This window comes from Zeimonas sediminis (assembly GCF_023721795.1).
Lineage (GTDB): Bacteria > Pseudomonadota > Gammaproteobacteria > Burkholderiales > Burkholderiaceae_E > Zeimonas > Zeimonas sediminis.
This window is the reverse complement of sequence record NZ_JAMQYE010000001.1, coordinates 499,508-514,477: the sequence shown is the minus strand read 5'-3', so window position 1 is coordinate 514,477 and position 14,970 is coordinate 499,508. Positions and strand designations below refer to the sequence as shown.

The window sequence follows — 14,970 nt, the reverse complement described above, 5'->3', positions numbered from 1 at the left end:
CCCTCGAGGGGCCGTTCTCCTGCCCGGACGGTCTGGCAGTTCTCAGGCCAGATCGAACCGGTCGGCGTTCATCACCTTCGTCCAGGCCGCGACGAAGTCGTTCACGAGCTTCTCCTTGCCGTCGTCCTGCGCGTAGACCTCGGCGTAGGCCCGAAGGATCGAGTTCGAGCCGAACACCAGGTCGACACGCGTCGCTGTCCACTTGAGCTTGCCGGTCTTGCGGTCGCGGATCTCGTACAGGTTTCTGCCGGCCGGCTTCCACGTGCAGGCCATGTCGGTCAGGTTCACGAAGAAGTCGTTGGTCAGCGCGCCTTCTCGGTCGGTGAACACGCCGTGCTTCGTGCCGCCGTGGTTGGTGCCCAGCACGCGCATTCCGCCGACCAGGACCGTCATCTCGCAGGCGGTCAGCCGCATCAGTTGCGCCCGGTCGAGCAGCAGCTCCTCGGGGGTGACCACGTAGTCCTTCTTCAGCCAGTTGCGGAAGCCGTCGGCCAGCGGCTCCAGCACGTCGAAGGACTCGACGTCGGTCATCTCCCGGGTGGCATCGCCGCGGCCCGGCGCGAAGGGCACGCTCGCGTCGAAACCCGCGGCCTTCGCCGCCTGCTCGACACCAAGGTTGCCGGCCAGCACGATCACGTCGGCCACACTGGCGCCGGTCTCGGCGGCGATCTTCTCGTAGACCGCCAGCACCCTGGCCAAACGGTCCGGCTCGTTCCCTTCCCAGTCCTTCTGCGGCGCAAGGCGGATGCGCGCGCCGTTGGCGCCGCCACGGAAGTCCGAGCCGCGGAAGGTGCGGGCGCTGTCCCAGGCGGTGGCGACCATGTCGCCGATCGACAGGCCGGCGGCCGAGATCTTCGCCTTCACCGCGGCGACGTCGTAGTCGCTGCGGCCCGCGGGAACCGGGTCCTGCCAGAGCAGGTCTTCCTGCGGGACGTCCGGGCCGAAGTACCGCGATTTCGGGCCCATGTCGCGGTGGGTCAGCTTGAACCAGGCACGGGCGAAGGTCTCGGAGAAGTAGGCCGGGTCCTTGTGGAAGCGCTCGGAGATCTTGCGGTACTCCGGGTCCATCTTCATCGCCATGTCGGCGTCGGTCATGATCGGCTTGCAGCGGATCGACGGATCCTCGACGTCGACCGGCATGTCCTCTTCCTCGATGCCGATCGGCTCCCATTGCCAGGCGCCGGCCGGGGACTTCTTCAGCTCCCACTCGTAGCCGAGCAGCAGGTCGAAGTAGCCGTTGTCCCATTGGGTGGGGTGGGTGGTCCAGGCGCCCTCGATGCCGCTGGTCACGGTGTCGCGGCCGATGCCGCGGGTCTTGTGGTTGTTCCACCCGAGGCCCTGTTCCTCCAGGTCGGCCGCCTCCGGAGCCGGCCCCAGGTTGGCGGCGCTGCCGTTGCCGTGCGCCTTGCCCACGGTGTGGCCGCCGGCGGTCAGGGCCACGGTTTCCTCGTCGTTCATCGCCATGCGGGCGAATGTCACGCGCACGTCGCGGGCGGTCTTCAGCGGGTCGGGCTTGCCGTCTACGCCTTCCGGGTTCACGTAGATCAGGCCCATCATCACGGCCGCGAGCGGGTTCTCCAGCTCGCGCTCGCCCGAGTAGCGGCTGCCCTCGCTGCCCGTAGGCGCCAGCCATTCCTTCTCCGAACCCCAGTAGGTGTCCTTCTCGGGGTGCCAGATGTCCTCGCGACCGAAGGCGAAGCCGAAGGTCTTCAGGCCCATCGATTCGTAGGCCATGTTGCCGGCCAGGATCATCAGGTCTGCCCAGCTGATCCTGTTGCCGTACCTCTTCTTGATCGGCCAAAGCAGGCGGCGGGCCTTGTCGAGGTTCGCGTTGTCGGGCCACGAATTGAGCGGGGCGAAGCGCTGGTTGCCGGTGCCGCCGCCACCGCGACCGTCGGCGACCCGGTAGCTGCCCGCCGAGTGCCAGGCCATCCGGATCATCAGGCCGCCGTAGTGGCCCCAGTCGGCCGGCCACCAGTCCTGGCTGTCGGTAATCAGGGCCTTCAGGTCCTTCTTCAGCCCCTCGACGTCGAGCTTCTTCAGTTCCTCGCGATAGTCGAAGCCGGGTCCCATCGGGTCGGTCTTCCTGTCGTGCTGGTGCAGGATGTCGAGGTTCAGCGCCTTGGGCCACCACGCCATGTTCGACTGGCCAGCCGACGTGGCTCCGCCGTGCATCACCGGGCACTTGCCCGCGGGTTTGATCGAGTCGCTCATGGTCACCTCCCTGGTTGCAGTGTTCGGAAAGAACGCAAGGCCAGTCTAGGAGCGCAGCTCGGACTGCGTCCAATGAATTGGATCAACCGGCGCGATAGGGATGGCCGGTATCGTGCCCAGCCGATCGCGGCAAGCGCGGGGGCATGCGACTCGAAGGCGGTCGGGCTACCGGGCCAGGCCTTGCAGCCCGGCCAGCATCGCCTCGATCGCGGCAGCGGTCTCGAGCGGCCTCTCCATCGGGAACAGGTGGCTGCCCTCGATCATGCGAAGGCGTTCGGGACGATCGTTGCCGACCACCTTGCGCGTCATCGCGAACCCGATCTGCCGCATCTCCAGCGACCGGGTGCCGCCGATGAAGCCGACCGGGCACTGCAGCGGATGCCTGCGCAACAGCCTGTCGAGGTTGTGCGGCAGGGTGTTGTAGATGCGGGTCTCGATGTCGCGATCGAAGTCGAGCACACGGCGAACCGTGCCGTCGGGCGCGACCTCGTCGTGCATCGCGTGCTCGACGTAGTCGCGCAGCACCTGCGGATGCCAGTCCGCGAACGCGCGCTTGTGCATGAAGTGCTCGAGCGCGGCGTCGGCGCTCGGCCACTGGTACCGGCGCCTGCGGCTCACCCGCCCCGGCGACACCGAACCCACCAGTTGCGTGAGCTTGACCAGGCCCAGGGTGCGCGCTCGCCAGCCCCCCAGCAAGGGCGAGTCGAGAAGCAGAACGCCGCGCGCGCCACGGCCGCCGAGCAGCGGATTGCGCGCCGCGCACATCAGGCTCAGGAAGCCGCCCAGCGAGTGCCCGACCAGGAAGGCGGGGCCCGCGTGGGCCTCGATCTCGGGTGCCGCGAAGTCGGCGAGCTGCCGGACCAGGTGCGGCCAGTTGCTGGTGACCGGATAGCGAGGGTCGTGACCGAACTTCTCGATCGCCTTGACCGCGATGCCGCGCGCCCGCAGCGAGCGGAACAGCAGTCCGTAGGTTCCGGCCGGAAAGCTGTTGGCGTGCGAGAAGACGATCAGGGGGGATCTGGCGCTCATGGGCGGGCTGAATCATACCGGCCCGGCGGGCCCGCCGAGCCCGCTCAGAGGACGGCGAAGAGGAAGGCGACGCCCACGACGAGCGCGATCCCGCTCGCGACCAGCACCGCGCCCGCCGCGATGTCCTTCGCCGCGCCGATCTCGGGATGCCGCTCGGGGTGCACGCGATCGATCAGCGTCTCGAGCGCGCTGTTCGCCAGCTCGGCCACCAGCACCAGGCCGACCGCCAGCGCGAGGATCGCCCACCACAGGGCAGGGGGCCGCGTGACGGCCAGTGCCGCCAGAACGGCCGCCGCGGCAAGCAGGTGAGTCCGCATGCTGCGCTCGCGGCCGACCGCGAGCCTGATGCCGTTCAGCGCGAAGCCGGCCCGCCTGGCGAAGCCCTGACCCTTGTCCCTTTCCAAGTCCTTGCTCCCGGTTCCCCTGGATTCGTCGAACGCGACGGTCGCGCGTGCCGCTACAGTACTAGCACTCGCGACCGAACGCCGCGCCGATCACGGAGCCCGCCGCAGATGAACCACGCAACCGCCTCGCCGCATCGCCGCATCGTCATCATGGGCGCGGCCGGGCGCGACTTCCACAACTTCAACGTCGTGTATCGCGACGATCCCGCAGTGCGGGTGATCGCGTTCACGGCCGCGCAGATCCCCGGCATCGCCGGTCGGCGCTACCCGGCCTCGCTCGCCGGTCCGCGCTATCCGCAGGGCATCCCGATCGTCGACGAGGCGGAGCTGGCCGGCCTGGTCGCAGCGGAGCGGATCGACGAGGTGGTGTTCGCGTACTCGGACATCGCCCACGTCGAGGTCATGCACCGGGCGTCGATCGCGCTCGCGGCCGGCGCCGACTTCACGATGCTCGGGCCGCGGCGCACGATGCTCGAGTCTCGCCTGCCGGTGATCGCGGTGTCGGCGGTGCGAACCGGCGCAGGCAAGTCGCAGGTCTCGCGCTGGCTGTCGGGCCTGCTCAGGCAGCTCGGCTTGCGGGTGGCGGTGATGCGCCACCCGATGCCCTACGGCGAGCTGGCGCGCCAGGCGGTGCAGCGCTTCGCCTCGCGCGCCGATCTCGACGCGGCCGATTGCACGATCGAGGAACGCGAGGAATACGAGCCGCACATCGCGGTGGGCGGCACCGTCTTCGCCGGCGTCGACTACGCGCGGATCCTCGCCGAGGCGCAAGCGCAGGCCGACCTGGTGCTGTGGGACGGCGGCAACAACGACTTTCCCTTCGTTCGGCCCGACCTGCACATCGTGCTGGTCGACCCGCTGCGCGCCGGGCACGAGCGCGACTGGCACCCCGGCGAGGCGGTGCTGCGGATGGCCGACGTGGTGGTAGTCGCCAAGTCGAACTCGGCCGCGCCCGACGCGATCGCCCGGGTCGAGGCCTCGGCGCGCGAGCTGGCCCCCCGCGCGGCGCTGGTTCGCGGCGAGTCGGCGGTGCGGCTCGATCCGGCCGGCTCCCTGGCCGGCATGCGGGTCGTCGTGGTCGAGGACGGCCCCACGATCACTCACGGCGGAATGCCGAACGGCGCCGGCTGGCTCGCCGCCCGGCAGGGCGGGGCGCTCGAGATCGTCGATCCGCGACCGTCGGCGGTCGGCTCGCTTGCCGAGGCCTTTCGCCGATACCCGCACATCGGCCAGGTGCTTCCGGCGATGGGCTACTCGGCGAGCGAGGCCGCCGACCTGAGGGCGAGCATCGTCGCGACGCGTGCCGACGCGGTCGTCTCCGGCACCCCGGTCGACCTCGGCGCGCTGCTGGACCTGCCGATGCCGGTCATCAGGGCCCGCTACGACTACCGCGAGCCGCCAGGCAACGGCTCGCTCGCGAACCTCGTGACAGGCTTCCTGCGCGACAGGCTCGAGGGCGTCGATTAGTTCACGGGTCGGGGAAGGGGCTTCGGGTAGCATCGCCCGCACCGTGAACGATCCCGACACCTTCCGCACCGCGGAGCCGTCGCGCCCGCTGCTGTTCGCCCGCGTCCGCGAGATGCTGGGCGCGGCGGCGTCGCGCGCGCTCGGCGAGGCGCTGATCGCGATCGCTCACGACCTGGAGCACGGCGCGGATGCGCTGGCCGACGGGCGCGAGCGCCAGGCGATGCTGGCCGCCGCGGTGCAGCTGGGCCGCGATCCGCTCGGCCGCGCGGCGCGAATCCCGGACGAGTTGTCCCGCCGGGTCCTGCGCTGCCTGGAGGCAGCCAAGGCCGGCAAGGCCGAGGGCGCGCCGCTCGCGCTGCTGGGCCAGGACGCGCTCGAGGCGCAGATCCTGGCCGGCGCCCTGGCCGCGGCGATCCGCGAGGAAACCGGCGCCCAGTACGACGACTATGTGAACCGGGTGCGCCGGATCTCGGCCGGCCAGTGGGCCGAGGACGACGCAAATCCGCTGGGCGCCCGAACGATCGCATCGGCGCTGGTGTCCGCCGTGGCCGGCGTCGCCGAGACTGCCGGCACCCGGCTCGCGCTCAGGCAGGCGCTCGCGCGACACGTGGCGCCCCCGGTCGCCGCGGCGATCGCCTCGGCCGACGCGATGCTCGAGGCCGAGGGGGTATCCGGCGCGGCCGAGCGCCCGCCGGCAGAGGCTGCCGGGCTCGAGCAGGACGACTGGGGGCCGGAGCCCGAGACATCTCCCGAGCGAGAGACGCCGCCCACGTCCTTGCCCCCGGCCGCGCCGCCGCCCGCGCTCGGGGCGCGCGCCGAAGACAGGCAGGCCTTGGCCGCGCCGCAACCGCCGCGGAAGCCCGAGGAATCGGCGGCCGAGAGTTCCGGGGAGCCGGCCGTCGGCGTCGCCGACCGGGTCGCCGCGCTCGACCGCGACGCGGCGGCACTGGGCACGTCGCCGCTGCCCGCGCTCCGGGCTCCGCCTTCCGGCGCGGCCCTTTCGGTGCTGCAACCTGTCGTCGATCTCGAACGCGATGCGGTCGCGCTGGCGCACGCAGCCGGCCTGGCGCCGTACAGCCGCGAGGCCCGAGGCGAGTTCTTCGGGCGCGCGCGCGGCGGCCTGTCGCGAGCCGGCGCCTCGCCCGCGCAACTGGCGGTCGTCGACGTGGTGGCCGCGCTGTTCGACTACGTCGTCGACGATCGACGAATGCCCGAGCCGGCCAAGCCGCTGGTCTGGCGCCTGCAGCAGCCGGCGCTCGCGCTGTCGCTGCTGGACCCGGGCTATCTCGGCGACGAGCCGCGCTCGTTGCGCCGGCTGGTCGAGCACGTCGGCGCGATCTCGGTCGCCTTCGCCGACGACCTGACTCGCGGCAGCGAGCTGCACCGCCGGCTGGAGACCATCGTTCGCGCGGTCGAGGTGGTGACCGGCGCGCTGCAGACCCGCTCCTCGGTGATCGCGCGCCAGGTCGAGCGCGAGTACGCGCGGGCCGCCCAGCACGTGGGCCAGCTGATCGAGCGCGTGGCGCGCGAGCGGCAGGCACTGGAGGCAGCCCCCGACCGCAGGAACCGGCGCGACTACTCGCGCCGTCCTGGCCCCGACCGCGAGCGCCTGGTCACCGAACGGATCCGCGAGCTGATCGAGCAGAAGCTGGCGGACAGCGAGGTCCCCGAGTCGGTCCGCGACTTCCTGCACAAGGTCTGGCTCAGGCACGCCCGGACCGCCGCGCTGCGCAGCGGCGAGGACAGCACCGACTTCCGCGTCGCGATGCAGGTCGTCGACGACCTGGTCTGGAGCCTCGATGTTCGCGACGGCGGCAGCCGGCGCGAGCTGGCCGAGCGCATCCCGCCGCTGATCCGTCTGATCGGCCAGGGGGTCAGCGAGATCGGTGCGAAGGACGACGAGTTCCGCGCCTTCTTCGACGAGCTGTTCCTGATCCACCTGCGACGGATGCAGCGCGGCCACCGCCGCGCGCTCGCGCAGGCCGTTGCGCCCCGTCCGCCCGAACCCGCCCCGCCCGGCGAGGCGCCGGACCGCCGCCTGCTGGAGATCCTCGGCACGCTGGACCTGGACGATCTTCCGCCGCAGCCGCGACGGCTGCCGCTCGAGGCGGCCGAGGCCTTCGAGCAGCTGGGCCGAGGCGACTGGGTCGAGCTGACCGGCCGCGACGACAAGCCGAGCTTCGCGAAGGTGGCGTGGATCAACCAGCGCCGCACCGTGGCGCTGCTGGTCCGTCGCGACGACCGGCGCGCGATCTCGATCCGGATGGAGGAGCTGCGGGATCGCTTCGCCCGCGGGCGGGCCTTCCTGATCGCCTCCAGCCTGTAGCCCCGGAACGCTCGAGGATCCGATCAGGCTCCGCTCGGGGTCGGATCGGGCTACGCGCGGGATCCGCTCAGGGCCCGGCCAGCGCCGGCGCGGGGCCCTCGGACGCAGGGAAGGTCACCACGTGATCGGCGCCGAAGCGGATCCCGATCCGTTCGCCGATCGCGTGATTGTGGTGGCTGGGCACCAGCGCGAGCAGCGTCGCGCCGCTCGGCAGCCGCAGCGTGTACAGGAACACCGCGCCGCGGAAGGCCTTGTTGACGACCTCGGCCTGCAGCGGGCTGGCGTCGTCGTGGATCACGTCGTCGGGGCGCAGCAGCACGGTCACCTCGCCGTGCGCGTTGGCGGTGGCGCCCGCCATCGCCTGGTCGGCCCGGGTCTGGATCGGCAGCGTGCCCAGCTCGATCTGCACGAAGGAGCGGCCGTCGCGGTGCTCGACACGGCCGGGCAGGAAGGCGCCCAGTCCGACGAAATCGGCCACCTGCCGGGTCTCCGGTTCGTGGTACAGCCGGTAGGGGCTGTCCCACTGGGCGATGCGGCCGGCATCCATGACCCCGATGCTGTCGGCCAGCGCGAATGCCTCGTACTGGTCGTGGGTGACCAGCAGCGCCGTGGTGCCGTGCCGCTTCAGGATCGCCCGCAGGTCGAGCGCCAGGCGCTCGCGCAGGTCGGGGTCGAGGTTCGAGAACGGTTCGTCGAGCAGCAGCACCGAAGGCGAGGGCGCCAGCGCGCGGGCGAGCGCGACGCGCTGCTGCTGGCCGCCGGACAGCTCGTGCGGAAAGCGCTTGCCGATCGAGGGCAGGCCGACCAGCTCGAGCATCCGCGCGACGCGCTCGGCGCGCTCGGCGCCCGGCAGTTCGCGCAACCCGAAGGCGACGTTGCCCGCGACGTCCAGGTGCGGGAACAGCGCGTAGTCCTGGAAGACGACGCCGACGCCGCGCTTCTCGGGCGCCACCCAGGCCTCGGCCGAGACGACCTCGCGTCCGCCGATCGCGATGCGTCCGCGCGCCGGGCGGACGAAGCCGGCGATCGCTCGCAGGGCGGTCGTCTTGCCGCATCCCGACGCGCCGAGCAGCGAGCCGATCTCGCCGGGTTGCAGCGAGAAGCCCAGGCCGTCGAGCGCGGTGACCCGCTGGCTGCCGCTGCCGAAGGAGACGGTCAGGCCCTCGACCTGCAAGGACGCACCCTTGACGCTGGCTGTATCGGGATTCACCTGCAAATAACTATAATTCTCACTCCTGCCATTGTATCGAACCGTGTCCATTTCCGCCGACGCCGTCGCCCCCAGGGTCTTGCGCGAACGCAAGGCCGATCCGCTGAGCCTGGGCGCGATGCTGCTCGCGCTGGCGGTGGCCGCGCCGATCGTGGCGCTGGCCTGGCTGGCCTTCGCGCCGGGCGCTGCCGACGCCGGGGCTCTCGGGCATCTGCTCGGCACTGTCCTGCCTCGCTACACGGTGGCGACCGCGCACCTGGCGATCGTCGTCGTGGCGATCGTCCTGCTGCTCGGGGTGTCTACGGGCTGGCTGGTCGCCGCCTACGAGTTCCCCGGCCGCGGCCTTCTGGCCTGGCTGCTGGTGCTGCCGCTGTCCACGCCGGCCTTCGTGATGGCCTACGCCTACACCGACTTCCTGGCCACCTGGGGTCCGCTGCAGGCCTGGATACGCGCGCTGACCGGCCTCGAGGTCGGCGAGTACTGGTTTCCCGAGATCCACTCGCCGAACGGGGCAGGGCTGTTCCTCGGCCTGGCGCTCTATCCGTACGTCTACCTGCTCGCGCGCGCCGCCTTCGCCGATCGCAGCCCCTCGCTCTCCGAGGCGGCCCGTTCGCTGGGAATGAACCGCACCGCCGTCTGGTGGCGGGTCACCTGGCCGGTGGCGCGGCCCGCGGTGGCAGCCGGCACCGCGCTCGCCCTGATGGAAACGCTGGCCGACTTCGGCACGGTCAGCTACTTCGCGGTCGACAGCTTCACCGCCGGCATCTATCGCGCCTGGCAGGGCATGGGCGACCGGGTCGGCGCGGCGCGACTGGCGCTGATGCTGCTCGCCTTCGTCGGCGCGCTGATGTGGATCGAGCGCCGCTCGCGCAGCCGGATGCGTTTTCACGCTCGAGCCGCGCGGCCTGCCCCGAGGGTTCCCCTGCAGGGATGGCGCGCCTGGCGGGCCACGCTATGGTGCGCCTTGCCGCCGCTGCTCGGCTTCCTGCTCCCGGCGCTGTTGCTGCTGCGGGGCTGGCTGGCCGACGGCGCGGGCATCGACCCGCGGCTCGGCGACTGGATCCTGAACACCGCCTTGCTGGCCGCCGCCGGCGCGGCGACCGTGCTGCCGCTCGCGCTGTTCGCCGCCTACGCGGCGCGGCTGGGCGGCGGACGCGCGCTGCACGCCGGCATCACGCTGGCCAACAGCGGCTACGCGGTGCCGGGCGTCGTGCTGGGCGTCGGCCTGCTGATCCTGTCCGGCCAGGTCGACCGGATCCTGGCCGGCCTCGGCATGCCGGCCGTGCTGGCCGGCGGCAGCGTGCTCGCGGTCGTCTACGCGTACTCGGTGCGCTTCTTCTCGGTGGGCTGGCAGGGCATCGACGCGTCGCTCAAGCGGATCAGCCCGTCGATGGACCAGAGCGCCCGCAGCCTGGGCCGCCGGCCGGTCGAGGTGCTGCGCGAGGTGCACTGGCCGCTGATGCGCCGCGGCCTGGCCTCGGCCGCGCTGCTGGTCTTCATCGACTGCCTGAAGGAGCTGCCGGCCACGCTGGTGCTCCGGCCCTTCGACTTCGACACGCTGGCGGTCGTCGCCTACCAGTTCGCCTCGGACGAGCGCCTGGCCGCGGCCGCGCTGCCGTCGCTGCTGATCGTGGCGGTCGGGCTGGCGCCGGTCATCTTCCTGTCGCGGGTCGCGTCGAGCGAAACGAAACACTGACCCGAGCCGGTCGGCGGCCCCCGAAAGGGCCCCCGAAAATTTGTGTATACTCTCGTTTTTCAGGCGCGTAGCTCAGCTGGTTAGAGCACCACCTTGACATGGTGGGGGTCGTTGGTTCGAGTCCAATCGCGCCTACCAGCCTTCCCCGGGCTGGTGGCAGGGGGGCGGTCACACCGCCCCTTTTTGTTTTCGCCGCCCGGATCTGAGCTGGCCCCGCTGTGGAACAGGCTCCGCTGTGCAGGTCCCGACGCCCATGATCCAGATTACGCTGCCCGACGGCTCGAAACGCAGCTTCGACGGCCCGGTCACGGTCGCCCAGGTCGCGGCCTCGATCGGCGCCGGCCTGGCCAAGGCTGCGCTGGCCGGCCGGGTCGACGGCCAGCTCGTCGACACCTCCTTCACGATCGACCGCGACGCCTCGCTGGCCATCGTCACCGAGCGCGACCCCGACGGCCTCGAGATCATCCGGCACTCCACCGCGCACCTGCTCGCCTACGCGGTCAAGTCGCTGTTTCCGGAGGCCCAGGTCACGATCGGCCCGGTGATCGACAACGGCTTCTACTACGACTTCTCGTACAAGCGCCCGTTCACGCCCGAGGACCTCGCCGCGATCGAGGCGAAGATGGCCGAGCTCGCGAAGCAGGACGAGACCGTGGTCCGCGAGGAATGGGACCGCGACGAGGCGGTGAAATTCTTCGAGTCGATCGGCGAGAAGTACAAGGCCGAGATCATCGGGTCGATCCCGTCGAACGAGAAGATCTCGCTGTATCGCGAGGGCGACTTCATCGACCTGTGCCGCGGGCCGCACGTGCCGTCCACCGGCCGCCTGAAGGTCTTCAAGCTGATGAAGGTCGCGGGCGCCTACTGGCGCGGCGACTCGAAGAACGAGATGCTCCAGCGCATCTACGGCACGGCCTGGGCGAAAAAGGACGAGCAGGACGCCTACCTGCACATGCTGGAAGAGGCCGAGAAGCGCGACCACCGCAGGCTCGGCCGCGAACTCGACCTGTTCCACATGCAGGACGAGGCGCCGGGCCTGGTGTTCTGGCACCCGAAGGGCTGGGCGCTCTGGCAGCAGGTCGAGCAGTACATGCGGCGGGTGTACCGCGACAGCGGCTACCAGGAGGTCAAGGGCCCGCAGATCCTCGACCGCAGCCTGTGGGAACGCACCGGGCACTGGCAGAACTACCGCGAGAACATGTTCACGACCGAGTCGGAGAACAGGCACTACGCGCTCAAGCCGATGAACTGCCCGGGCCACGTGCAGATCTTCAAGTCGGACCTGCGCTCCTACCGCGAGCTGCCGCTGCGCTACGGCGAGTTCGGCCAGTGCCACCGCAACGAGCCCTCGGGCGCGCTGCACGGCATCCTGCGGGTGCGCGGCTTCACGCAGGACGACGGCCACGCCTTCTGCACCGAGGAGCAGATCCTCGACGAGTGCGTCGCGTTCACCGCGAAGCTGCAGGAGGTCTACCGCGACTTCGGCTTCACCGACATCCTGTACAAGGTCGCCACGCGGCCCGACAAGCGGGTCGGCTCCGACGAACTCTGGGACAAGGCCGAGGCGGCGGTCATGGAGTCGCTGCGCCGCTCGGGTTGCGAGTTCACGATCGCCGAGGGCGACGGCGCCTTCTACGGCCCGAAGATCGAGTACACGCTGAAGGACGCGCTGGGCCGGCAGTGGCAGTGCGGCACGATGCAGGTCGACTTCAACACCGCCGAGCGGCTGGGCGCCGAGTACGTGGCCGAGGACAACTCGCGCCGCCACCCGGTGATGCTGCACCGGGCGATCGTGGGTTCGCTCGAGCGTTTCATCGGCATCCTGATCGAGAACCACGCCGGCGCGATGCCGATGTGGCTGGCGCCGGTGCAGGCGGTCGTGATGAACATCACCGACGCGCAGGCCGATTACGCCCGATCTGTTGCAGAAACGTTGAGAAAACAAGGATTTAGAGTAGAAACCGATTTGCGGAACGAGAAGATCAACTATAAAATCCGCGAAAACAGCCTTCAAAAGGTGCCGTACCTGCTCGTCGTCGGCGACAAGGAGCGGCAAGCTGGCAAGGTGGCCGTGCGCGCGCGCGGCGGAATCGATCTCGGCGCCATCGGCGTCGAAAGCTTCATCGAGCGTCTGTCCGACGACGTCTCCAGCAAGCGATCGAATCCGCAGTAAGTCGCACGGCTCCTTCTTTTCCGACGAACCGAACAAGGAGAACGCAGCATCGCTACGGAACGCTCGCATCGCATCAACGGTGAAATCTTCGCGCAGGAGATCCGTCTGGTCGGCCCCGACAACGAACCGATCGGGATCGTCCACCTGAGGGAAGCCCTGCGCATGGCCGAAGAGGCCGATCTCGACCTGGTCGAGATCGCCCCCCAGGCCGCCCCGCCGGTCTGCCGCCTGATGGACTACGGAAAGTTCAAGTACCAGGAGCAGAAGCGGCAGGCGGAGGCCAAGGCCAAGCAGAAGATCATCCAGGTCAAGGAAGTCAAGTTCCGGCCCGGCACCGACGAAGGCGATTACCAGGTCAAGATGCGCAACCTGAAGCGCTTTCTCGAAGACGGCGACAAGGCGAAGATCACGCTGCGTTTCCGGGGTCGCGAAATGGCCCACCAGGAATTCGGGGTGCGCCTGCTTGAGCGGGTCCGTCAGGATGTCGAAGACATCGCCACCGTCGAGCAGATGCCCAAGCTCGAGGGCAGGCAGATGATCATGGTCATCGCGCCGCGCAAGAAGAAGTGAACCCCTTGCGCGGGGCATGAAGGGCGCCCTTCGGGGCGCCGAAAAAGCCGAGCGGGTCGATCGAAAGTTCTGGCGCAGGGGCGCCGGACACCCGACAAGGCATTAGAAGAGAGAAGTCGAGGCCAACATGCCGAAGATGAAGACGAAGAAAAGCGCCGCCAAGCGCTTTCGCGTCCGCGGTTCCGGCTCGGTGAAGCGTGGACAGGCGTACAAGCGCCACATCCTCACCAAGCGGACCACCAAGAACAAGCGCCAGCTTCGCGGGATGACCGAGGTGCACGCCTCCGACGTCGTCAGCGTGAAAGCCATGCTGCCGTACGCATAAGGAGAGCGCCATGCCCCGAGTAAAACGCGGAGTCACCGCTCGCGCCCGCCACAAGAAGGTCCTCGCCCGCGCCAAGGGTTACCGCGGCCGCCGCGGCAACGTCTATCGCGTGGCCGTCCAGGCGGTCATGCGTGCCGGCCAGTACGCCTATCGCGACCGTCGCACCAAGAAGCGGGTGTTCCGCTCGCTCTGGATCGCCCGGATCAACGCCGCGGCGCGCGAGCACGGCATCACCTACAGCCGCTTCATCGCGGGCCTGAACAAGGCCGCGATCGGTCTCGACCGCAAGGTCCTGGCCGAGCTGGCGGTCAACGACAAGCCGGCGTTCGCCGCGATCGTCGCGCAGGTGAAGTCCTCGCTCGGCACGGCCTGAGCGTCGCCCGGGCGGCCCGCCGCCGCCCGGACTGCCGCCCGGCTCGCGTAACATCGCGCTCCGGTCCGGCAACCGAACGGGGCCTTCGCGGCCCCGTTCGCGTTTCTCGCGCCTTCTGCCCACATCGACCTCAGCAGGAACCCGACCGATGTCCGAATCCTCACGCCTCGCCGAACTGGTCGCCCGCCTGGCGGCCGACATCGAGGCCGCCGCGAACCCGGCCGAGCTGGCCAACGCCAAGGCACGCGCGATCGGCCGCGACGGCGCGCTGACGGCCGAGATGAAGAAGCTCGGCGCGCTGACCGGCGCCGAGCGCGCCGCGGCCGGCCGCGAGCTGAACCTCGCCAAGCAGGCGATCGAGGCGGCGGTGAGCGCCCGCGAGGCGGCGATCGCCCGGGCCGAACTCGACGCCCGCCTGGCCCAGGAGGCGATCGACGTCACGCTGCCCGGCCGGGGCACCGGCGCCGGCGGCCTGCATCCGGTGAGCCTGACGATCGAGCGGATCGAGGCGATCTTCCAGTCGATCGGTTTCGACGTGGCCGACGGCCCCGAGATCGAGGAAGACTTCTTCAACTTCACCGCGCTGAACACGCCCGAGAACCACCCGGCGCGCTCGATGCACGACACCTTTTACGTCGACGCGCAGGACGCGAACGGCCACGGCCTGCTGCTGCGCACCCACACCAGCCCGGTGCAGGTGCGCTACGCGCGCGCCCACAAGCCGCCGATCCGGGTCATCGCGCCGGGCAAGACCTACCGGGTCGACTCCGACGCCACCCACTCGCCGATGTTCCACCAGTTCGAGGGGCTGTGGATCGACGAGGACGTCTCCTTCGCCGACCTGAAGAGCGTCTACACCGACTTCCTGCGGCGCTTCTTCGAGCGCGACGACCTCGACGTGCGCTTCCGCCCCTCGTACTTCCCGTTCACCGAGCCCTCGGCCGAGATCGACATGCGCTTCGCCGACGGCCCGCTGGCCGGGCGCTGGCTCGAGGTCAGCGGCTCGGGCCAGGTGCACCCGAACGTGGTGCGCAACTTCGGCCTCGACCCCGAGCGCTACATCGGCTTCGCCTTCGGCTCGGGCATCGAGCGCCTGGCGATGCTGCGCTACGGCGTCGGCGACCTGCGCCTGTTCTACGAAAACGACCTGCGCTTCCTGCAGCAGTTCAACCGCTGAGAGAGT

At 70.2% G+C, this 14,970-nt stretch carries 12 protein-coding genes and 1 tRNA gene; 9 read left to right on the top strand and 4 right to left on the bottom strand.

The genetic code is table 11. The annotated features are described in order from the left end of the window. Window positions 1-42: 42 nt before the first annotated feature. The 3 genes from katG to M6I34_RS02385 form a co-directional block, all read right to left on the bottom strand. Window positions 43-2,214 carry a catalase/peroxidase HPI gene (katG, locus tag M6I34_RS02395; RefSeq protein WP_272484118.1) on the bottom strand — a complete coding sequence of 724 codons (2,172 nt, stop codon included), beginning with the start codon at window positions 2,212-2,214 and terminating at the stop codon, window positions 43-45. 165 nt (window positions 2,215-2,379) lie between these two features. Further along, a complete protein-coding gene (locus M6I34_RS02390; protein WP_272484117.1) occupies window positions 2,380-3,243 on the bottom strand; it encodes an alpha/beta hydrolase in 864 nt (287 codons plus the stop codon). Window positions 3,244-3,287: 44 nt separating this feature from the next. Beyond that, on the bottom strand, window positions 3,288-3,647 hold the full coding sequence (locus M6I34_RS02385; protein WP_272484116.1) for a diacylglycerol kinase: 360 nt from the start codon (window positions 3,645-3,647) through the stop codon (window positions 3,288-3,290). Between the two features lie 108 nt (window positions 3,648-3,755). Between M6I34_RS02385 and M6I34_RS02380 the strand changes: the two genes are divergently transcribed. Beyond that, window positions 3,756-5,114 carry a cyclic 2,3-diphosphoglycerate synthase gene (locus tag M6I34_RS02380; RefSeq protein ID WP_272484115.1) on the top strand — a complete coding sequence of 453 codons (1,359 nt, stop codon included), beginning with the start codon at window positions 3,756-3,758 and terminating at the stop codon, window positions 5,112-5,114. A gap of 43 nt (window positions 5,115-5,157) precedes the next feature. Beyond that, complete coding sequence (locus M6I34_RS02375; protein ID WP_272484114.1) at window positions 5,158-7,440, top strand: DUF1631 family protein; 2,283 nt, start codon at window positions 5,158-5,160, stop codon at window positions 7,438-7,440. Window positions 7,441-7,507: 67 nt separating this feature from the next. Here the strand turns inward: M6I34_RS02375 and M6I34_RS02370 are convergent, their stop codons facing one another. Next, window positions 7,508-8,656, bottom strand: coding sequence for an ABC transporter ATP-binding protein (locus M6I34_RS02370; RefSeq protein ID WP_472926566.1), 1,149 nt, complete (start codon window positions 8,654-8,656; stop codon window positions 7,508-7,510). A 37-nt stretch (window positions 8,657-8,693) separates the two neighbouring features. Here M6I34_RS02370 and M6I34_RS02365 point away from each other — a divergent pair, with 37 nt between their 5' ends. The 7 genes from M6I34_RS02365 to pheS all read left to right on the top strand — a co-directional run bounded on the left by M6I34_RS02365 (window position 8,694) and on the right by pheS (window position 14,964). After that, window positions 8,694-10,346 (top strand): ABC transporter permease, encoded by a 1,653-nt coding sequence (locus tag M6I34_RS02365; protein ID WP_336254361.1) that lies wholly within the window; start codon window positions 8,694-8,696, stop codon window positions 10,344-10,346. A 61-nt stretch (window positions 10,347-10,407) separates the two neighbouring features. After that, window positions 10,408-10,484 (top strand) — tRNA-Val (locus tag M6I34_RS02360). A gap of 115 nt (window positions 10,485-10,599) precedes the next feature. Continuing rightward, on the top strand, window positions 10,600-12,519 hold the full coding sequence (gene thrS / locus M6I34_RS02355; RefSeq protein ID WP_272484113.1) for a threonine--tRNA ligase: 1,920 nt from the start codon (window positions 10,600-10,602) through the stop codon (window positions 12,517-12,519). 48 nt (window positions 12,520-12,567) lie between these two features. Then, window positions 12,568-13,089, top strand: coding sequence for a translation initiation factor IF-3 (gene infC / locus M6I34_RS02350; protein WP_272486580.1), 522 nt, complete (start codon window positions 12,568-12,570; stop codon window positions 13,087-13,089). A gap of 127 nt (window positions 13,090-13,216) precedes the next feature. Then, on the top strand, window positions 13,217-13,414 hold the full coding sequence (gene rpmI, locus M6I34_RS02345) for a 50S ribosomal protein L35 (RefSeq protein ID WP_272484112.1): 198 nt from the start codon (window positions 13,217-13,219) through the stop codon (window positions 13,412-13,414). Between the two features lie 10 nt (window positions 13,415-13,424). Then, window positions 13,425-13,787: a 50S ribosomal protein L20 gene (gene rplT, locus M6I34_RS02340; protein ID WP_272484111.1), complete on the top strand. Its 363-nt coding sequence runs from the start codon at window positions 13,425-13,427 to the stop codon at window positions 13,785-13,787. 148 nt (window positions 13,788-13,935) lie between these two features. Then, window positions 13,936-14,964 (top strand): phenylalanine--tRNA ligase subunit alpha, encoded by a 1,029-nt coding sequence (gene pheS, locus M6I34_RS02335; RefSeq protein WP_272484110.1) that lies wholly within the window; start codon window positions 13,936-13,938, stop codon window positions 14,962-14,964. Window positions 14,965-14,970 lie beyond the last annotated feature (6 nt).

Bases quoted from the DNA above. Each gene is read 5' to 3' on its own strand.
- M6I34_RS02390 (WP_272484117.1), bottom strand. From the start codon at position 3,243: ATGAGCGCCAGATCCCCCCTGATCGTCTTCTCGCACGCCAACAGCTTT.
- rpmI (WP_272484112.1), top strand. From the start codon at position 13,217: ATGCCGAAGATGAAGACGAAGAAAAGCGCCGCCAAGCGCTTTCGCGTC.
- thrS (WP_272484113.1), top strand. From the start codon at position 10,600: ATGATCCAGATTACGCTGCCCGACGGCTCGAAACGCAGCTTCGACGGC.
- rplT (WP_272484111.1), top strand. From the start codon at position 13,425: ATGCCCCGAGTAAAACGCGGAGTCACCGCTCGCGCCCGCCACAAGAAG.
- pheS (WP_272484110.1), top strand. From the start codon at position 13,936: ATGTCCGAATCCTCACGCCTCGCCGAACTGGTCGCCCGCCTGGCGGCC.
- katG (WP_272484118.1), bottom strand. From the start codon at position 2,214: ATGAGCGACTCGATCAAACCCGCGGGCAAGTGCCCGGTGATGCACGGC.
- M6I34_RS02380 (WP_272484115.1), top strand. From the start codon at position 3,756: ATGAACCACGCAACCGCCTCGCCGCATCGCCGCATCGTCATCATGGGC.